General features: G+C 45.4%; 21 protein-coding genes, 1 tRNA gene and 1 pseudogene. 17 read left to right on the top strand and 6 right to left on the bottom strand.

From position 1 onward, the window contains the following. Positions 1–177 precede the first annotated feature (177 nt). On the bottom strand, positions 178–873 hold the full coding sequence (gene dprA / locus QUE65_RS10310; RefSeq protein WP_286281039.1) for a DNA-processing protein DprA: 696 nt from the start codon (positions 871–873) through the stop codon (positions 178–180). A gap of 71 nt (positions 874–944) precedes the next feature. Between dprA and def the strand changes: the two genes are divergently transcribed. The 11 genes and pseudogenes from def (at position 945) to QUE65_RS10255 (ending at position 11158) form a co-directional block, all read left to right on the top strand. Continuing rightward, positions 945–1460 carry a peptide deformylase gene (gene def / locus QUE65_RS10305; protein ID WP_286281038.1) on the top strand — a complete coding sequence of 172 codons (516 nt, stop codon included), beginning with the start codon at positions 945–947 and terminating at the stop codon, positions 1458–1460. A gap of 10 nt (positions 1461–1470) precedes the next feature. Then, positions 1471–2457, top strand: a complete 987-nt coding sequence (gene fmt / locus QUE65_RS10300; protein WP_286281037.1) for a methionyl-tRNA formyltransferase — start codon at positions 1471–1473, stop codon at positions 2455–2457. A gap of 55 nt (positions 2458–2512) precedes the next feature. Next, positions 2513–3336 (top strand): annotated as a pseudogene (gene htpX / locus QUE65_RS10295) (zinc metalloprotease HtpX). A gap of 52 nt (positions 3337–3388) precedes the next feature. Next, the gene (gene rsmB / locus QUE65_RS10290; protein ID WP_286281036.1) at positions 3389–4660 is read left to right on the top strand and encodes a 16S rRNA (cytosine(967)-C(5))-methyltransferase RsmB; all 1272 of its coding nucleotides are present in this window, start codon (positions 3389–3391) and stop codon (positions 4658–4660) included. Then, complete coding sequence (locus QUE65_RS10285) at positions 4657–5247, top strand: DUF4390 domain-containing protein (protein ID WP_286281034.1); 591 nt, start codon at positions 4657–4659, stop codon at positions 5245–5247. Before rsmB ends, QUE65_RS10285 begins: the two co-directional genes overlap by 4 nt. Next, a complete protein-coding gene (locus QUE65_RS10280; protein WP_286281033.1) occupies positions 5244–7523 on the top strand; it encodes a sensor histidine kinase in 2280 nt (759 codons plus the stop codon). Before QUE65_RS10285 ends, QUE65_RS10280 begins: the two co-directional genes overlap by 4 nt. 2 nt (positions 7524–7525) lie before the next feature. Further along, the gene (locus QUE65_RS10275) at positions 7526–8173 is read left to right on the top strand and encodes a response regulator (protein ID WP_215370689.1); all 648 of its coding nucleotides are present in this window, start codon (positions 7526–7528) and stop codon (positions 8171–8173) included. A gap of 25 nt (positions 8174–8198) precedes the next feature. Continuing rightward, positions 8199–8274 (top strand) — tRNA-Phe (locus QUE65_RS10270). Positions 8275–8734: 460 nt separating this feature from the next. Continuing rightward, on the top strand, positions 8735–9133 hold the full coding sequence (locus QUE65_RS10265) for an MAPEG family protein (protein WP_286281032.1): 399 nt from the start codon (positions 8735–8737) through the stop codon (positions 9131–9133). A gap of 115 nt (positions 9134–9248) precedes the next feature. Beyond that, positions 9249–10106: a methyltransferase domain-containing protein gene (locus QUE65_RS10260; protein WP_286281031.1), complete on the top strand. Its 858-nt coding sequence runs from the start codon at positions 9249–9251 to the stop codon at positions 10104–10106. 17 nt (positions 10107–10123) lie between these two features. Then, positions 10124–11158 carry an NAD(P)H-dependent flavin oxidoreductase gene (locus QUE65_RS10255; RefSeq protein WP_286281029.1) on the top strand — a complete coding sequence of 345 codons (1035 nt, stop codon included), beginning with the start codon at positions 10124–10126 and terminating at the stop codon, positions 11156–11158. Positions 11159–11171: 13 nt separating this feature from the next. Here QUE65_RS10255 and QUE65_RS10250 read toward each other — a convergent pair whose 3' ends face one another. Beyond that, positions 11172–11498 (bottom strand): DMT family transporter, encoded by a 327-nt coding sequence (locus QUE65_RS10250; protein WP_251371865.1) that lies wholly within the window; start codon positions 11496–11498, stop codon positions 11172–11174. A gap of 38 nt (positions 11499–11536) precedes the next feature. Here QUE65_RS10250 and QUE65_RS10245 point away from each other — a divergent pair, with 38 nt between their 5' ends. Together QUE65_RS10245 and QUE65_RS10240 are read left to right on the top strand one after the other, a co-directional pair. Further along, positions 11537–12499 (top strand): NAD-dependent epimerase/dehydratase family protein, encoded by a 963-nt coding sequence (locus tag QUE65_RS10245; RefSeq protein ID WP_286281026.1) that lies wholly within the window; start codon positions 11537–11539, stop codon positions 12497–12499. Between the two features lie 185 nt (positions 12500–12684). Next, positions 12685–12867 carry a hypothetical protein gene (locus QUE65_RS10240; protein WP_286281024.1) on the top strand — a complete coding sequence of 61 codons (183 nt, stop codon included), beginning with the start codon at positions 12685–12687 and terminating at the stop codon, positions 12865–12867. 71 nt (positions 12868–12938) lie between these two features. Here the strand turns inward: QUE65_RS10240 and QUE65_RS10235 are convergent, their stop codons facing one another. Continuing rightward, positions 12939–13766: a hypothetical protein gene (locus QUE65_RS10235; protein ID WP_286281022.1), complete on the bottom strand. Its 828-nt coding sequence runs from the start codon at positions 13764–13766 to the stop codon at positions 12939–12941. A gap of 74 nt (positions 13767–13840) precedes the next feature. Between QUE65_RS10235 and can the strand changes: the two genes are divergently transcribed. Both can and QUE65_RS10225 read left to right on the top strand, forming a co-directional pair. Continuing rightward, the gene (gene can, locus QUE65_RS10230) at positions 13841–14497 is read left to right on the top strand and encodes a carbonate dehydratase (protein ID WP_286281021.1); all 657 of its coding nucleotides are present in this window, start codon (positions 13841–13843) and stop codon (positions 14495–14497) included. Between the two features lie 8 nt (positions 14498–14505). Next, positions 14506–14799 (top strand): DUF1330 domain-containing protein, encoded by a 294-nt coding sequence (locus tag QUE65_RS10225; RefSeq protein ID WP_286281020.1) that lies wholly within the window; start codon positions 14506–14508, stop codon positions 14797–14799. Here QUE65_RS10225 and QUE65_RS10220 read toward each other — a convergent pair. From QUE65_RS10220 to QUE65_RS10210, 3 genes are read right to left on the bottom strand one after another with little or no spacing between them, the layout of a single operon-like run. Continuing rightward, entirely contained in the window at positions 14796–15524 is a 729-nt protein-coding gene (locus tag QUE65_RS10220; RefSeq protein ID WP_286281019.1) for a pseudouridine synthase, read from the bottom strand. The genes QUE65_RS10225 and QUE65_RS10220 overlap by 4 nt on opposite strands. Next, complete coding sequence (locus tag QUE65_RS10215) at positions 15524–16426, bottom strand: aspartyl/asparaginyl beta-hydroxylase domain-containing protein (protein WP_286281018.1); 903 nt, start codon at positions 16424–16426, stop codon at positions 15524–15526. The genes QUE65_RS10220 and QUE65_RS10215 overlap by 1 nt, the downstream gene beginning before the upstream one ends. Before the next feature lie 8 nt (positions 16427–16434). Then, positions 16435–16830, bottom strand: coding sequence for a c-type cytochrome (locus QUE65_RS10210; protein ID WP_286281016.1), 396 nt, complete (start codon positions 16828–16830; stop codon positions 16435–16437). Between the two features lie 59 nt (positions 16831–16889). On the opposite strand from QUE65_RS10210, the gene QUE65_RS10205 reads away from it, so the two are divergent. Together QUE65_RS10205 and QUE65_RS10200 are read left to right on the top strand one after the other, a co-directional pair. Continuing rightward, entirely contained in the window at positions 16890–17252 is a 363-nt protein-coding gene (locus QUE65_RS10205; RefSeq protein WP_286281015.1) for a hypothetical protein, read from the top strand. A 123-nt stretch (positions 17253–17375) separates the two neighbouring features. Next, entirely contained in the window at positions 17376–17660 is a 285-nt protein-coding gene (locus QUE65_RS10200) for an HU family DNA-binding protein (protein ID WP_108509234.1), read from the top strand. The last annotated feature ends 61 nt before the right edge of the window (positions 17661–17721 follow it).

The raw sequence follows: 17721 nt of genomic DNA, 5'->3' as shown, positions 1-17721 counted from the left end.
CCGTGTCTGTTTATGGACTCTTTTGTTGACCAAAAGGAAGACTAATTTAAACGGTTTTTAAGTTTCCCCTTTTTTATTATTAGCCCAGGTCTTTGCATAAAGTCAAACGAGCCTCAAACTCAGAATCAGCATAATGGAATAAAATCTATTAAATTCAATGACTTAGTTAAATAAGCTTTAATGGAGGTAAACGTTTGGTAACTCTTCAAGCACATCCTGAGCATGCCTTACTAATTTCGCTCCCTCTTGAATTAGTTGGTGCGAACCCTCAAAAAGTGGCGATGAAATCGACCCCGGCAAAACGAAAACCTCCCGTCCCAATGCGCTTGCTAGGTAGGCGGTTATGAGAGAGCCGGATTTTTGCGCAGCCTCTATGACCACGACTCCTAAAGATAGGGCGGCAATGATTCGATTGCGCCTTGGAAAATGAAAGCCTTTTGGTCTCGTTCCTGGGGGGTATTCAGACAGCAGTAAACCATTCATCGCAATGCGGGCCGCTAGCTCGCGGTGCTCAGGTGGGTATGTTCGATCGAGTCCATTGCCGCACACCGCAATCGTTTTAGGGGCAGCATTTAGGTCCAAGATACTCTGGTGGGCGGCACCATCAATTCCATAAGCCATCCCAGAAATAATGTGATAACCGGCAAGGCCCAATGTGCTTGAAAAGTACTGCGCCAATCGTATTCCAGCAAAAGATGCTTTGCGCGCCCCGACGATTGCTAGCATGGGTTGGGCAAGCAGCCCAATGTCTCCCACATAAAAGAGTTTTTGCGGCGGGTCGCTCAGATCCAGTAAACGTTTTGGGTACTGTGGACAATCTAGTGTGACAACTTGAATTCGAAAGTCGGCAGTAAGCGAGAATGGCGTATGCATCCCCTATTGTTGCGAAAGCAAGAAAGCCCGACTAGAAGGCCAGGCGGATTTGTTTGTAAGATAATTGAAATATGGCCGTACTACCTATCCTTCATTACCCCGACCCTCGCCTCCACAAGGTTGCCAAGCCGGTAAGTGTCGTGGATGAGCGAATTCAAGCAATCGTGGCGGATATGGCACAAACCATGTATGAGGCACCAGGAATTGGGCTTGCTGCCACTCAGGTTGACATTCACGAGCGCATTATTGTGATTGATACCTCAGACGAGCGTGATCAACTAATGGTGTTTATTAACCCAGAGCTTGTGTGGTCGAGCCCCGAAAAGAAATCATGGCGCGAGGGGTGCCTATCTGTGCCGGAATATTTTGATGAGGTAGAGCGTCCCGAGCGAATTCGAGTGAAGGCTTTAAATCATGATGGAAAAGCATTCGAGCTTGAAGCCGATGGCTTGTTGGCTGTTTGTTTGCAACATGAAATGGACCACTTGCAGGGCAAAGTATTTGTTGAGTATCTGTCACCCTTAAAACAGAGTCGGATTTCAGCAAAACTCAAAAAGCGAGCAAAAGAAATGGTTGGTCTTCGCTAAGCGAGACATCATGAAAATTATTTTTGCTGGCACCCCGGAGTTTGCTGCCACAGCCTTAGCCGCCGTGATTGCTGCTGGCCACGAAGTGGTCGCTGTTTTAACACAACCCGATCGTCCGGCAGGTCGGGGCTTGCAGTTGCAAGAAAGTCCAGTTAAGCGCCTTGCGAGAGCGAATCACATTCCTGTATTACAGCCACAAAGCCTCCATTTGCAGAGTAAGGATTTGAATCGTTTAGAGGAGGCTAAGCACACATTAGCCGCTTTGGATCGGATGGATTTTGAGGTAATGGTTGTTGTTGCCTATGGCCTTATTTTGCCCGAGGCATTGTTGCAATTGTCTAAGCGTTCTGGTCGTCGAGGTTGTTTTAATATTCATGCTTCACTATTGCCGCGTTGGCGTGGAGCAGCCCCAATTCAGCGGGCGATTGAGGCGGGCGATACCAAGACCGGGGTGGCAATTATGGAAATGGAACCCGGTCTTGATACGGGCCCCGTATTAATTGACGAGGCAATATGGATTGCAAACAATGAAACCGCTCAAAGCCTGCACGATCGTTTGGCATATTTAGGAGGCGAGTTAATTGTTAAAGCCTTGAAATTAATTGCCGATAACCCAAAATTAATATTGCACCCCCAAGATCCAAATAGAGTGACGTATGCACACAAGATATTGAAAGCGGAGGCAAAACTGGATTGGTCTAATACCGCCGAGCAGATTGATCGAAAGGTTCGGTCCCTTAATCCAGCGCCCGGCGCAAGCACAGAACTAAACGGGGAACTCGTGAAAGTGTGGCTTACCCGAATGCCAAAGGCAGAAAGTAATGCGCTTGATGTAAAGCCAGGCACTATTTTGGGACAGGGTGAGCAAGGCGTTTTAGTTCAGTGTGGGGATCGCCCGCTTGAGCTTTTGGAGCTTCAGAACGCAGGGGGCAAAAAAATTACGGGCCATCAATGGTTTTTGGGAAGACCCAAAGATAAGACCTTATGTTTTTCATAAGGCGGTTGCTGCGGACTTGAAGTCTGAATCGTTTAAATAGGGTGGAGATAGAGCAATGTTCAATTTAGTTAAAACAGCGATCTTAATGGCTGCAATCACTGCTTTATTTATTGTGATTGGTGGCATACTTGGCGGGCAAGAAGGCGTGATCATGGCCCTCCTATTCGCTTTAGGTATGAATTTTTTTAGTTATTGGTATTCCGATCAATTGGTATTACGCATGACCAATGCACAAGAGGTTGATGAGCACTCAGCGCCCCAGTTTTATGCGATGGTTCAAGAGTTGGCAGCGCAGGCTCAGTTGCCAATGCCTTTGCGACGGGCCGCAACCCGGAGCATGCGGCAGTTGCTGCCACGACTGGCATCATGCGTATTTTGTCTAACCGCGAATTACGTGGCGTTATGGCCCATGAGTTGGCACATGTGAAGCATCGAGACATTTTGATATCAACCATTGCGGCAACGATGGCTGGTGCAATTTCAGCAATTGCGAACATGGCGCTCTTGTTTGGAAATCGGCAATCGGACGGTCGCCCTGGCAATCCGATTGCAGGTCTGCTGATTGCTTTGTTAGCTCCGATGGCCGCAGGCTTAATTCAAATGAGCATCTCGCGCGCCCGAGAGTATGAAGCAGATCGTGGCGGTGCTGAAATTGCCAACGATCCAGAAGCACTCGCATCCGCCTTGGAAAAAATTCATCGCTATGCAAAAGGCATTCCATTTAATGCGGTAGAGCATCATCCGGAAACTGCCCAAATGATGATCATGAACCCGCTTACCGCTTCTGGAATCTCGCAATTATTTTCAACCCACCCGGCGACGGAAGACCGCGTGTTTCGCTTAATGGAAATGGCACGAACAGGAAGTTATCCTGCCTAAGATCCCCAATCATGATGGGGCCGTAAAACGTAGTGCCCCTTTGGCCCAACTAATGCTTGGGACAAAAAAGGTTTTGATGCAGGTAGTGCACGAGGGGCGCTCCCTCAGTACGCTATTTGATGCATTTAATGAAGTAGAGCGGCCCGCAATCCAAAGCCTAACCTATGCGACATTGCGCGATTGGACTCATGCCCAAATACGGCTATATAAGCATTTAAGTAAGAAGCCAAGTAAAGAGCTTGATGTGCTTTTGACGGTTGCGGCAATGCTCATTCACAATCGGGGCCGCGATCAAAACCAATACGCTGTTCCAACGATTGTGAACGAGGCCGTAAAGGCCGCGGCGATGTCGCCTAAAACAAAGCATGCTCAAGGCCTAACTAATGCGGTATTACGTAAAGTTGCTTCGACGACACTTTGTCAGGCGGAGATCCACGGTCAGTTTGGCCTGCCGTTTCCAGATTGGTGGTTAAGGCGGATTCGAACAGCATATCCAGATCAGTGGGAGAGTATTTGTCGTCGCCAACAAGAGCCTCCTCCGCTAACGTTGCGGGTCAATCAAATGATGAATACGCGCGTTGACTATGAAGCTAAGTTAGAACGCTCAGGAATTGCTTATCAAACCATTTCTGAGATTGCGGGTATTCCGTTACGTAGTGCTTTGATGATTGATGTGCCTTTGCCTGTTTCGCAGCTACCTGAGTTTATGCAAGGTGCAGTATCGGTTCAGGATGCTGGGGCCCAGCTTGCGCCTGGGCTATTGTGCTTACAAAAGGGCGAACGAGTGTTAGATGCCTGCGCCGCTCCAGGAGGAAAGACCGCCCATCTTTTGGAGACAGTTCGTTCTGAGCCAGGAGAATTGATAGCGCTTGAGATTGATGCAGAGCGCACAAAGAAAATATTGAATACGCTTACCCGACTGCAGCTAATAAATAGCCGCATCCAAGTCATTACAGGCGATGCCAGTCAGCCTGATTGGTGGGATGGTAATTTGTTTGACAAGATCCTTCTGGACGTTCCCTGTTCTGCGTCAGGTATTGTGCGGCGTCATCCTGATATTGTCTTTTTAAGGAAGCAACAGGATATCGTCCACCTGGTAGAGACCCAACGGGCTATTCTTGAAAACGTTTGGATGATGTTAAAGAATGGCGGCACTTTACTTTATTTAACCTGCTCCATTTTTCCTGAGGAAGGTGAAGAGCAAATCACCCGATTTGTGAGGGATCATCCAAATGCTTTACGATTAGAGGCACCAGGCCAGCTATTGCCTAGCGAGCATCACGATGGATTTTTTTATGGTTTGTTAAAAAAGCACCAACCATGACCACTTTTTTACGACATTCTTTATGGGCAGTAGCTTGCTTTATTGCAGTGTGCATGACAAGTGTCGCTCATGCACAAGTGATCAAAGTGAAGCAGGCAGAGTTAGAAAAAGTTGAAGGCGCTTGGTTGCTAAATGCCAATTTCGGAATTGAACTTCCACCTGGTTTAGAAAACGCCCTGAAAAAGGGGGTCACACTTCACTTTGTTGTCCAGTTTGAACTGACCCGGAATCGTTGGTATTGGTTTGATGAAAAAACAGCTAATGTCCAGCGTCAAGTCCGGCTTTCGCATCAACCACTCATCAATCAATACCGAATTACGGCTGGGGGGTTGGCATTTAATGCAAATTCGTTGGTTGAGGCGTTACGGATTGCCGGCACGATTGGTGGCTGGAGTGTCATTGAGGCAGCTGCAATCGATGCGGAGAAACAATACGAGGCTGCACTACGAATGACCCTAGATCTTGGCAAGCTACCTAAACCATTTCAGGTTGATGCACTGAATAGCCGAGATTGGTCTCTAAGCGGGGAATGGTTACGTTTTCCGTTTAATGCCTCCATGACTACTGTGATGGGACGCAAATTATGAGTTCCGTGTTCGGTGTAAACAGCAAAGACTTTATTAAGCGCAGAGCCTTACCCTTAGTTACATTATTAAGCGGGCTGATTGCTCTGATTTTGCTACTCCTCTTATCAACCGCCACATCCAATACCGATTTTTTTGACCAATACTTTATATGGTTGTATGCCGCCAATATAGTGGTGGGCATTTTGCTCTTACTCACCATCATTATTTTGGTAGTAGTGATTAGCATTCGTTGGCGGAAGGGGCGTTTTGGCACGCGCTTAATTGCAAAGCTTGCCATGATTTTTGCGTTAGTTGGGGTGGTGCCAGGAGTTATTTTGTACAGTGTGTCTTGGCAGTTTGTCTCAAAAAGTATTGAAACGTGGTTTGACGTTAAGGTAGAGTCTGCCCTGAATTCTGGCCTAGAGTTGGGCAGGGTGACCTTACGCATTGCCCAAGAAGAAATTTTGGCCGAGGGAAAATTTATCGCCGAGCAGGTGATTCAGGTGCCGCCCGGTACTAGCTCCGAGCAGGTGGGAGGCATGATTGTCAAAATACGCAATCAGTTTGGGATACAGGAAGTAAGTTTATTTAATATGCAACGCATTCTGATTCTCAGTACAGAATCCAGACCAAAGCAATTTTTCCCGGCGCCTAGCGCCGAGGTCGTAGAGGATGCGTTTAAGAAAAATGGCATTACCTTCCTTGACGAAATTGAACTTGCTAAGGGTCAGCCTGGTTATCGAGTGCGGGCAATCGTTCCGATTGTTCGTCAAAAAGCCGTTCCAACCAAAACCGGTTCAACACGTTATGTTGATGATAAGTATTTTTTACAGCTAGTTCGATTTATTCCCGAGCCATTGGCTAAAAATATTTATGCGGTTGAATCTGCATATAGCGAATATCAAGAGAAGGCCCTTGGGCGGGTTGGACTGCGCAAGATGTACATTGGCACGCTTACTTTGACACTCTTTTTTGCCTTGTTTGTTGCTGTAACTTTGGCACTTCTTTTGGGTCGTCAATTGGCGCAGCCATTATTGATGCTCTTGCGCGGCACTCAGGCGGTTGCGCAGGGTGACTTAAGTCCCAAACCCGAACTTGATACGGGTGATGAATTGGGTATGTTAACCCGGCAATTTAATATGATGACTAAGCAATTGTCTGATGCGCGCGACTCTCTCCAAGAATCGAAGTCGTTCCTGGAAACCGTGTTGGGTAATTTAACCGCCGGTGTATGTATTTTTGACAATAACTTTAATTTGGCATCGAGCAATCCTGGGGCTGCCAAAATATTGGGGCGTGACCTACTGGCAATCACAGGCAAACCGCTTACCACGATTCCCGAGCTCATTGAGTTCGATAGTGCAGTTCGCGAGGGTTTCGCAACTCAAAATTTAATTACTTCGGCTAAAACGGGCGAGGTCAATAAACTTGAGCCGGTGTGGCAAAAGCAAATCCAAATAAATCCTGTCAATGAATATGAAAATGATCTAGGGTCCACATTATTTGTTAGAGGGACTCAACTTTCCACCAGCCTAAAGATGATAGTGTTCGATGATATTAGCGACGTCGTTGCAGCACAGCGCTCGATCGCCTGGAGCGAGGTTGCTAGGCGGTTGGCACACGAGATTAAGAACCCACTGACGCCCATTCAGCTTTCAGCAGAACGCCTTCAGCAAAAACTGGTTGGTAAATTAAGCCCTGACCAGGATGAGATGCTCGAGCGTAGTACCAACACCATTATTGGTCAGGTGCAGGCAATGAAGCAAATGGTCAATGAGTTTCGAGATTTCGCAAAGACCCCAAGCCCAACCTTGGGAAGCCTTGATTTGAATAGCCTGATTCAAGAGGTTATGGGTTTGTATGAGGGCAGCAATATTGAGGTTCGCTTGGATTCTAGATGTCCAAGGGTGATGGGCGACCCGACTCAATTACGGCAAGTGATCCATAATCTCTTGCAAAATGCTCAGGATGCTAGTTTGGAGAGTCATCATGCCAAGCAACTCATCGAAATCTCGACGGAGCTTGTAGAAATTCACGATGCCGATCAAAATAGAGCCGCAGTGCGTATGACGATCAGTGATAGCGGCCCTGGTTTTCAGGCTAAGATACTAGCAAGAGCATTTGAGCCTTATATAACCACGAAGGCAAAGGGAACTGGATTGGGATTGGCAGTTGTGAAAAAAATTATTGATGATCATGGTGCAAAAATCGAGATCCACAATCGCAAACAGGGAGACGAGCTTTTGGGCGCCCAAGTATCCATTCTGTTTATAAATCTTGCTAGAGGGGCGGTCTAGCTATGGCAAGTATTTTGGTTGTCGACGACGAGATGGGAATCCGTGAGCTTTTACAGGAAATTTTGACTGAAGAGGGGCACACGGTTTATCCAGCTGAGAGTGCTAACCAGGCTCGAGCTGTACGAGAGCAAATGGAGCCCGATTTGGTGCTCCTCGATATCTGGATGCCAGATACCGACGGAATTACTTTATTGAAAGAGTGGGCTCGAGATAACTTGCTAACCATGCCAGTGGTGATGATGTCCGGCCATGCAACCATTGATACGGCAGTTGAAGCAACCCGAATTGGCGCTCTTAATTTTCTAGAAAAGCCTATCGCACTTCAGAAGCTCTTAAAAACAGTCGGCAAAGCCCTCGAGCGTGCACCCCTAAAAAAGCCAGATGAACTGGAGCCTCAAGCTCAACCACGATCAATTGATTTACCAAAAAACGCAAATCAAGACGAATATATTAGCGGGATTGCAAAAAGTTATTACGGACTACCTTTGCGTGAATCTCGCGATCTTTTCGAAAAAGCCTATTTTGAATATCAAATGGTGGTCACGGGCGGCAGCATGACCCGCATTTCAGAGTTCACTGGGCTTGAGCGAACCCATCTCTATCGCAAGCTAAAGGCACTCGGTATCGATGTCACTAAAAAGCAAGAGTAACTGATCCTATATAATCTCAACTCTTGGCCTGGTAGCTCAGTCGGTAGAGCAGAGGACTGAAAATCCTTGTGTCGGTGGTTCGATTCCGCCCCGGGCCACCAAACTCAAATAATGCCCTGCTTCGTGCGGGGCATTTCCTTTTGGTTGGGTGGACTTGCTTCCTCATGTAACATGTCCCGTATGGCAATCCTTAAAGAGTCAAAAGCGTATTAAAGCTGATGAAAATGCGTAAAGAATATGATTTCTCAAAAGCTCGTAAAAACCCATATGCTTCTATGCTCAAGAAGCCTATAACCATTAATTGGATGAGGATTCAGTGAACTACTTCAAATCTGTATCAGAAGAGGTGGGCATTCCTTATCAAAGCCTCATTAATCTTTATTTGAGAGACTGCGCTTCTTCCCATAAGAAATTGAATCTTAGCTGGAAGTAGTCTAGAGGTAGGAAGAAAGCATCCTAGGGTCCTGGTCGTTTCCGCCCCGGGCTACCAAGACTCATTAAACCGCCTATTGGCAGTTCTTATCTACCTCTTGATCTCCGGTAGTTCAGTGAGAAATCAATATGCTACTTATAACCTCGGTCATTGCTGCTGCTCTAACGTTGATTTTTATTAAATTATCTTTCAATGTCATAGCTTTGCGAAGAAAGAATAAGGTTTCCTTAGGAAGTGGCGGGCATGAGGATTTAGAGCGAGCAATTCGAGCCCAAGCTAACTTCTCCGAATATGTTCCCATTGGGATCATATTACTTGCCTGCTTGGAGCTTAATGGAGCCCCATGGTGGCTGGTTCTTGTTCCAGGAATCACCCTTATTACTGGCCGCTTAATTCATGCCAAGGGCATTAACACGCTGCCGCCAGATTTTAGTTTGCGCATACTGGGGATGAAATTTACCTTCAATACGCTAATAGCACTCGTGGTTTTGAATATAAGTTGGACTATTTATCAATTGATGCATTAGGTATATTGTTCTAATCAGCTGCTTTGCAATTTGCTCAACCTAGAGATTAGAGGGTTATTGAGGGTTTGTGGTCAGGTTACCCTACAATTCTTTTTAAAACATCTTTGGAAAATTTATGCGCTTTCTTGCCATCACCCCAATCTTTATTTCATTGTTAACTGGGTGCGCATTACATAACTACGGGGATGACCAGTTTCAGTTGCGGATGGCCGCCCATGGAAAAGATATTATGTGGGTACCCACCAGGGTCGATACAGCAACACAGATGCTTGCCTTAGCGCAAGTGAAATCCGGCGACATAGTTTATGACCTTGGCTCGGGAGATGGTGTAATTCCAATACAGGCGGCAAAGCGCTATGGCATTCGAGCCGTTGGAATTGAATATAACCCAGATTTGGTTGCGTTATCGAAACGCAATGCAATTCGTGAGAATGTCCAAAACTTAGTGACTTTTAAGCAGGGCGATATTTTTGTTGAAGACTTTTCCTCAGCAACGGTCTTGACCCTATTTTTAGGTGAAAGCCTAAATCTAAAACTGATGCCAACGATTTTGAAGATGAAGCCCGGCACCCGAGTGGTTTCAAATACATTTCGCATGGACTCCTGGATTCCGGATCAAGAGGTTTCAATAAGATCAGGCGAATCCACAATCGGCGCTCTGAATGAAACCATATATTTATGGATCGTGCCAGCCAATATCGATGGTGCATGGGAATTTACTGGGTTGCCTAATTTAGATAAGACGTCAGTTCGTTTTGTCCAAAAAAAACAGTTCTTTGATGGAACCATTGCTAAGTTAGGTGGTCGACCCATTTCATTTGAGGATGGAAAAATTCGGGGCGAAGCGATTCAGTTTGATTTTGAGACCAATGGAAAAAAATATTCGTTTAGGGGACAAATCAGCGGCTCTCAAATAAGCGGGATTCTTAATGGAGATCCTAAATTGAATGTTGCTGGTAAACGTCTTAAATAAGGACTGGACGGGGCGGATTGATAGAGATATTTTCATTAACAAATCTTTCAATCCCTGTAATACAAGCCCCGATGGCTGGTGGTATTACAACCCCAGTACTCGTCTCAGAAGTTTCTAATGCTGGCGGTTTGGGTAGTTTTGGCTTTGCGTATAGCTCTCCTGAAATAATTGGTCGTGACCTAAGACTTGCGCAGTCCCTAACCCAGGGCCCAATCAATGCCAACTTTTTTCTATTTCAAGAGACAGCCCTGCCTGATTCAAAAACGATACAACTGGCGATCGAGTCACTTCGTGAAATTGCTCCTGATATTGATTTCGTTATTCCGGCATCGCCTTTTTATCCTGACCTTGAAATGCAATTAGAGCCAATTTGGCAATTGCGGCCATCCGTACTAAGTTTTCATTTTGGTATCCCATCAGACTTGATCATGCAGCGTGCCAGAGCGCTCGATATCGCCATTGGAATTACCGCTACCAGTCTTGAAGAGGCTTTACAGATCGAGCGAGCAGGCGCTAATTTCATTATTGCTCAGGGCATTGAGGCGGGAGGTCATCGTGGCATATTTACGAACGAGCTAACCGATGCAAGGTTGACAACATTTGAGTTGCTGCCTCAAGTGGTTAGACGTTGCACAGTCCCGGTTGTTGCGGCCGGCGGTATTATGGATGGCCGTGACATTCGAAAGGCTATCGATTTCGGCGCAAGCGCCGTTCAAATGGGCACGGCCTTTTTATGTTGCGCCGAATCCGGAGCTTCTTCTGAATATAAAGCTGCACTGATGGCCGAAAGGCCGCGGCCTAGTGTTTTTACGAAAGGTTTCTCAGGGCGATGGGCTCGAGGTGTTGAGAATGCGTTTACGCGACATATGGAAGGTAAGTCAACACTGCCATTTCCAATGCAAAACACTTTAACAGGCGCATTACGCCAAGTTGCCGCTCGTTCGCATGATCCAGAGCATCAAAGCTTATGGGCGGGCGTTGCTTTTCATAAAGCGCGAGCACTTAAAGTATGTGAACTGATGAACGCATTACAAATCGAGCTCAAAGGCTAAAACGCAGTCTGGTTTAGCCCACTTTTAATAAGATCACACCCAGCAAAATGAATGCAACGCCAATCCAGCGAATCGGAATGTTGGGGTCACCAAAAACTAAGACCCCCAAGGTGAAGGTACCCACAGCCCCAATCGAAGTCCAAACTGCATAGGCAGTTCCAATCGGAATCTCTTTTAAAGAGTACCAAAGTAACAAGCCACTTAGTGCCATACTGATAACGGCAATACCAATGCCCCAGATCTTCATATTGGGGAGGTCAGCAAGTTTTAGCCCCAAAGGCCAGCCTATTTCACAAGCGCCCGCTAAAAAAAGTGAGATCCAGTAAATGCTCATGGGCATTTGTCTTTCATATAAATGAATACGCTAGCATAGCAAAGATGAGAATATTGATCACCGGGGCCACCGGGTTTATTGGAAGACATTTGGTAGGCCGCTTATTGGAGGAAGGGCATTCGCTAAGTGTGACCGCTAGGTCTGTAGAGGGGGCGAGATCTTTAATTCAGAGCGGAGTCAAGCTTACTCAGATAGATCTTCTACTAACAAATGATTTACAAGCACTGGTTCGTGGCCACGATTGGGTGATACATTGCGCAGCTCATGTTGGACTATGGGCCCCCAAAGCCCTTTACGAAAATCTAAATATTGGATTAACGAAGAGACTTCACAATGCTGCAATTCAAGAGGGTGTTACAAAATTTATTTATATGAGTTGTGCAAATGTGATTCTTAACGATCCGGTGCCGATCGAAAATGCGACTGAAGACCGGCCAATCTGTGACCAAAGGGTATTTCGATACGCGTATTCAAAAGCACACGCTGAACAATTCGTATTGGCGAACGCGTCGGCGTGTATGCCGACCATCGCGTTGCGACCCGCTTTGGTCTGGGGTAATGGCGATATTGTTGATCGTCAAATAGGGCCTGCCGCAGATCGTGGATTGTTTGGCTGGTTTGGTGATGGGCGGTATCTCTATTCCACTTGTTACATTGGAAATTTATGCGAAGCGATTGTGCAAGCATTAAAAGCCAACCTATTTACTGGAGCATTTTTTATTCGGGATAAAGAGGAAATGAATCTTCGCGAGTTTTTGAGTGCTCGATTACAAGCCAGTAATTATGCGGTGCCTACCCTATCGATTCCACGAGCAATGGCTTGGCCTTTGGCACGATTTACCGAAAATGGCTGGAACTGCCTGCCGCTTAAAGGCCAGCCGCCTCTGGTGCGCGAGGCTGTGCGCACCATGGGCTATCCATTGACCATCTCGTTTAGCAAGGCAAAAAACTCGTTTGGTTACAGCCCCCCATACTCTGTTGCTGATGGATTGGCAGCAATTCAATGAGGTTTACGCCAATAAGCCGATATTTCGTAATACAAAATGGTTTGCTGAAAAATGAAACAGCGACACAAAAAAACATCCCTCTCGGGCATTCCTGTAGGATAAGTAACTGATTTATATCGATTTATTTTGCAATATCCTGTGCTAAATTGGATTCATCAAATTATTTTTTAACTTTTGGAGGATCCATGAATAGCAAGCTTGTTGATGAAGCGCCTTACCACCCGGGTTATGAAGATGCATCGTTTGAGCAGGTTGAAAACCCACTGATGGCTGAACTGGCTCAATACCGCAAAATGAATGAGCGCTATATTGAAACCGCAAAAAAAATCATAGAGTTCTTAGGTGCGGGCAATAAAGCTGCAGCTTAAGATATTTTCAGCCCATGAATAAAAACCACCTTCGGGTGGTTTTTGTTATTGAGCTTATCGAAACGGATTCATCAAAACCGTATGGAAATCTTTCCATAGATTGACCAATCATAAGACTGAAAGGTTTGCACCACGGCTTTGCTAGCACCCACTGCAAATAAAAGATGTTTGTTGATGGAATGCGTCACCATGGCATCAAGCGGAACAAACCAGCCACCTCCTGCTGAGTTGTAGAGAATTCCATTTTCATCCCAGAATCGAATTTGAGTACTTCGAGAGAGCTGTAATCCAACCGTAGGAAAAAGTTGAAGGGTTCTTAAAAGCGGGGGCTGTGAAGGATTAATTGCAAAAGAATTATTTTTGCTATCAAAACCATACATGTAGCGAACCAATGGTGAAAAATCGGAGAGTATGAATTTGTTTGATATCTGAGGAACAAAGGACGCGCTCACTTGGGGGCCTACTGCCCACTGACCATTGTTGCCAAATGGAAAAATGATGCGACCCCCTAGATTAAGGTTCCAGGCGGGTAAAAATCCTGGGGGCATTCCCCAAATTGTGAGCATCGTATTGCCCGCACTAAATTGACCACTACTTTGTCCGGGAGCGTTAGGTCCCCAAGTAGAGCTGATTGCGGTATCAATGCGCATCATTCCTTTCCACTGATGAATGGAGAGCGGTTGATAGAAACGCAATTTATAAATATCGCTTAGATCATTATTTCCATAGCCATTTTGGTAGGCCCATAATTCCAAAATCGATTGTTCGCCGTAATTGAAGGAATCGTTTTTTAACTCCCAAAAACTATATTGCTGCGCTTCAGTAGCAACCTCTTGAGCCAAGCTGTTATGTGCCAGCACGACAAAAAAACTACATAGGAAGCTTAGAACAATTTTCATGACTTCAACGATTTATGCGGTTCGTGATAGTGAGATCTTGTATATTAGGCTTAATTGCAAACAAAGGCATATAAATGGGTAATAACAATTCAAAGCCCGATCTTGAGCGACTCTTTCTACAAAACAGACAGTGGATTCGGTCTGTAACAAGCGCTGATCCAGACTATTTCTCAAGATTGGTGGATCAACAAAACCCCGAGTACCTCTGGATTGGTTGCTCAGATTCACGCGTCCCAGCCAATCAAATTGTGGGACTCAAGCCAGGCGAAGTCTTTGTTCATCGCAATATTGCAAATATTGTCGTACATACTGATTTTAATGCGCTATCGGTAATCCAATTTGCAATCGACCGTTTAAAAGTAAAACACATTATTGTCGTTGGGCATTATGGTTGTTCTGGAATTGCAGCAGCAATGAACAATACCCGCATCGGAATAGCGGACAACTGGATCCGACATATTAAAGATGTCCACGATAAGCATCATCACGAACTTTGTTCCATTGAGGAAGAGAATGCTCGCTTGGATCGATTGTGTGAGCTTAACGTATTAGAGCAGGTCATTAATATTGGACAAACCAATATTGTCCAAGATGCCTGGGCCAATGGACAAACCATATCAATTCATGGCTGTATCTATCGGCTGCATGATGGCTTACTTAAAGACCTTCATACTAGCATCTCAAATCCGCAAGAGCTGCACGATCGGTATCGCGCACAGTTGGCGAGCTAAGGAGTGTCATGAACGTTCATGTAATTGGGATATTTAAAATCCAGAACCCGAAAGATTTTGATGACTATCGCGTACAGGTTGGTGCAACTATTGAGCTTTATAAGGGCAGGGTTGTGCGCAGGGGAGTTTGCAACAGCCCCCTTTGGAATCAGTTAAATGCCGCACCGTTTGATACCTTCGTTGAGCTTAGCTTTCCAAGCTTAGAGGATGCGAAGCGTTGGGCCAACAGTCCAGAGTACTCCGCATTATTGCCCGTTCGCGAACGAGCTATGCAATTGACGCTTTTCCCTGTTGTGACCTAAAAGCGCTCTTGTTTGCCCAAAATACGCCACTGACCGCTTGGAAGTGATCCTAGGTTTATTTGACCAATACGGATTCGTTTTAGACCAATGACAGTGAGATCAACAAGCTCACACATCCTCCGAATTTGCCGTTTGCGCCCCTCTCGCAAAACAAAACGGAGTTGATCCTCATTTTGCCAACTTACTTTTGCCGGTTTTAGTGCCTTACCATCAAGCGATAGGCCATGCTGCAAAGAGCGTAAGCCCGCATCAGATAAATTGCCACTAACACGAACTAGATATTCTTTTTCGATCGGACTATCTTCCCCGATTAATAATTTAGCAATTCGTCCATCTTGAGTAAGCACCAACAAACCAGATGAATCAATATCAAGGCGCCCCGCTGGAGCAAGACCTCTAAAATGAGTGCGTTCAGTTTGATGGGATGCGCCCATAAATTGATTATCAGGAATGATGAGTGATGCCGCTGGCTTGTATTGTTCTTCGTCATCTAAATGCGAAATATAGCCTACCGGCTTATTTAATAAGATGGTGAGCCGTTGTTCTTGCTGACGCTTGGCGCCAGAACGCAATTCAATGGTTTGATGCCGAAAGGCTCGAGTACCTAATTCTTGAACGACTTCGCCATCAACAGTCACTAAACCTTGTTCAATATAGGCATCCGCTTCTCGCCTTGAACACAAACCACGTTCAGATAATAGTTTAGAGACCCGAATTTTTTCCATTACCAAAATAGTAACCAAATGAGGCCAAAAATTAAGACCCATTTGCCGATGTAATAAATCTGACGATGGGAAGCCTTTAGCTTTTTTGTCTGCATCCGTAGTCGATAAAAATAAGTGAAAAGAACGTTTACAAAACCAAGCGATTCACCCTCGACATTTTGAGAAGCGGCCGCACTCATTACTTGCAAACCATACCAGCGATTAAAACATCGCATTATCTTGGTGTGCAGCGGCCTCTCAATATCGCAGAATAAAACAATACGTTGATGTTCGGTGTTGTTGGCTGCGAAATGGATATAGGTTTCGTCAAACATAACTGCTTCGCCATCTTTCCAAAAGTAAGACTCACCATCCACATTAATAAAACAGTGTGGACTATTCGGAGTTACAAGGCCTAGGTGGTAGCGCAATGACCCAGCATAAGGATCGCGATGACGAACTAAAGTTGCTCCGGGTGGTAGTGAGGCAAACATGGCGGCCTTGATGCTCGGAATCGATTTAAGTAATGCAACCGTTTGGGGGCAGGATTCTTCTGCAGATGGTAGATCTTTACCGTACCAATATAAATAAAAGCGTTTCCAGCCAGTGCGAAAGAAAGAATTAAACCCAATATCGTTGTAGCCGGTTGCTTGACGAATTTGCCCGCTGTCTTGAAGCGCTAAGGCCTCATCTCGAATCATTTGCCAGTGATCGTTTAGTGGCCGTAGTTCTGGAAACTCATTGGTAGGTAAATAAGGACTGCGACCCATTTTAGAGAATAAATAAATCAATGCATTGATGGGTGCTAGCAACACTACATAATCAGTGAGGGAGCGAAGCAAACCAAAGCGCACTTTACCCCGATAGTAAATAAACAGCGCTGAGCCTAAAAAGATGAGAAAAATCCCGTGACGAAGCTCCATCTAGATACCTACTTCCGAATCTGTGCCTGACGACGCAAAATCTCAGCATCAATCCTTTTTAACATGGCATCATCCGGATTGCTCCAGGTTGCGCCAGACTGATTGGCCATGTAAACAACCGACGCAGCAAAATCACTAACACTTAAATCCGGTTTTCCACCTTTGGCGGGCATACCACGAATCCCAACATAGCCATGAGCCGTAATTTGTATTTGGCCTTCCTTAATTAGAACGGCCCACTTGGCTTTGTCCCCTAGCTTTGGGGCCCCCGCAACCCCAGGCGTATGACAGTTTGCACAAACTTGCTTATATATTGACTCGCCCGAGTTGGCAAATGAGTGGCTAGAAAACACCATTAAGAAGCAAATGCTAAATAAATAACAAGCTGAATTAGGGCGCATCATAAACTCATCCTCTTCGGTCAATTTAATCCAGTAAGATAGCTTTTTATTAAATAAATCGTATGGCACGTTTTTTTCGATCACTTCTCATTTTAATTCTGATTGGCGCAGTTTTAATCGCTGGTTATACATATTTAATGCTCAATTGGAGTTATGCCGAAGGCGATCGAGCCGGCTATGTTCAAAAGTTCTCTAAGCGCGGCTGGTTTTGCAAGACCTGGGAGGGAGAGCTTGCGATGGTCTCAATGCCTGGAACCATGTCTGAAAAATTCTTCTTTTCGGTGCGCGATGATGCCGTGGCGAACAAAATAAACGCTAATATGGGGCGTAAAGTTTCATTGCAGTATGAGCAACACGTTGGTTTGCCAACCAATTGCTTTGCTGAGACTGAATATTTTATCGTTAACTTAGTTGTTCTGGATTAGCCATACCCTAAAAGGCTTTACGGCCATTTTTTTCTAAAGATTATTTATTTTTATAACATTTTGTGTTTACAATTGCACCAGCGCATGTGCGCAACACAATGAACAATTAACAAGGAGCTTCACTTGAATAAAGCAGATTTAATCGCAGCAATTGCTGACGATGCCGAGATTTCTAAAGCAAAAGCAGAGTACGCTTTGAATTCTGCCATTGAGCACATCATTAAAGCAGTAACCAAGGGTGACTCAGTACAGTTAATCGGTTTTGGAACCTTCGCTTCTGGTAAACGTGCTGCTCGTATGGGCCGCAATCCAAAAACGGGCGAGCCTCTCAAAATTGCCGCCTCCAAGACAGTCAAGTTTTCTGCAGGTAAGGCATTTAAAGACGCTGTAAATAAGCGTAAAAAGTAATCGAGAACAATCTCAGACAAACCCAGCTTTGGCTGGGTTTTTTGTTGCTACCCCTTCTAAA

It is taken from the genome of Polynucleobacter sp. HIN8, from assembly GCF_030297615.1.
Taxonomy (GTDB): domain Bacteria; phylum Pseudomonadota; class Gammaproteobacteria; order Burkholderiales; family Burkholderiaceae; genus Polynucleobacter.
This window is presented reverse-complemented; position numbering and strand designations above follow the sequence as displayed.

Excerpts from the sequence above, each read along its gene's own strand:
- dprA (WP_286281039.1), bottom strand. The coding sequence starts at position 873 with ATGCATACGCCATTCTCGCTTACTGCCGACTTTCGAATTCAAGTTGTC.
- def (WP_286281038.1), top strand. The coding sequence starts at position 945 with ATGGCCGTACTACCTATCCTTCATTACCCCGACCCTCGCCTCCACAAG.
- fmt (WP_286281037.1), top strand. The coding sequence starts at position 1,471 with ATGAAAATTATTTTTGCTGGCACCCCGGAGTTTGCTGCCACAGCCTTA.
- rsmB (WP_286281036.1), top strand. The coding sequence starts at position 3,389 with ATGCTTGGGACAAAAAAGGTTTTGATGCAGGTAGTGCACGAGGGGCGC.
- QUE65_RS10285 (WP_286281034.1), top strand. The coding sequence starts at position 4,657 with ATGACCACTTTTTTACGACATTCTTTATGGGCAGTAGCTTGCTTTATT.
- QUE65_RS10280 (WP_286281033.1), top strand. The coding sequence starts at position 5,244 with ATGAGTTCCGTGTTCGGTGTAAACAGCAAAGACTTTATTAAGCGCAGA.
- QUE65_RS10275 (WP_215370689.1), top strand. The coding sequence starts at position 7,526 with ATGGCAAGTATTTTGGTTGTCGACGACGAGATGGGAATCCGTGAGCTT.
- QUE65_RS10265 (WP_286281032.1), top strand. The coding sequence starts at position 8,735 with ATGCTACTTATAACCTCGGTCATTGCTGCTGCTCTAACGTTGATTTTT.
- QUE65_RS10260 (WP_286281031.1), top strand. The coding sequence starts at position 9,249 with ATGCGCTTTCTTGCCATCACCCCAATCTTTATTTCATTGTTAACTGGG.
- QUE65_RS10250 (WP_251371865.1), bottom strand. The coding sequence starts at position 11,498 with ATGCCCATGAGCATTTACTGGATCTCACTTTTTTTAGCGGGCGCTTGT.
- QUE65_RS10245 (WP_286281026.1), top strand. The coding sequence starts at position 11,537 with ATGAGAATATTGATCACCGGGGCCACCGGGTTTATTGGAAGACATTTG.
- QUE65_RS10240 (WP_286281024.1), top strand. The coding sequence starts at position 12,685 with ATGAATAGCAAGCTTGTTGATGAAGCGCCTTACCACCCGGGTTATGAA.
- QUE65_RS10235 (WP_286281022.1), bottom strand. The coding sequence starts at position 13,766 with ATGAAAATTGTTCTAAGCTTCCTATGTAGTTTTTTTGTCGTGCTGGCA.
- can (WP_286281021.1), top strand. The coding sequence starts at position 13,841 with ATGGGTAATAACAATTCAAAGCCCGATCTTGAGCGACTCTTTCTACAA.
- QUE65_RS10225 (WP_286281020.1), top strand. The coding sequence starts at position 14,506 with ATGAACGTTCATGTAATTGGGATATTTAAAATCCAGAACCCGAAAGAT.
- QUE65_RS10220 (WP_286281019.1), bottom strand. The coding sequence starts at position 15,524 with ATGGAAAAAATTCGGGTCTCTAAACTATTATCTGAACGTGGTTTGTGT.
- QUE65_RS10215 (WP_286281018.1), bottom strand. The coding sequence starts at position 16,426 with ATGGAGCTTCGTCACGGGATTTTTCTCATCTTTTTAGGCTCAGCGCTG.
- QUE65_RS10210 (WP_286281016.1), bottom strand. The coding sequence starts at position 16,830 with ATGATGCGCCCTAATTCAGCTTGTTATTTATTTAGCATTTGCTTCTTA.
- QUE65_RS10205 (WP_286281015.1), top strand. The coding sequence starts at position 16,890 with ATGGCACGTTTTTTTCGATCACTTCTCATTTTAATTCTGATTGGCGCA.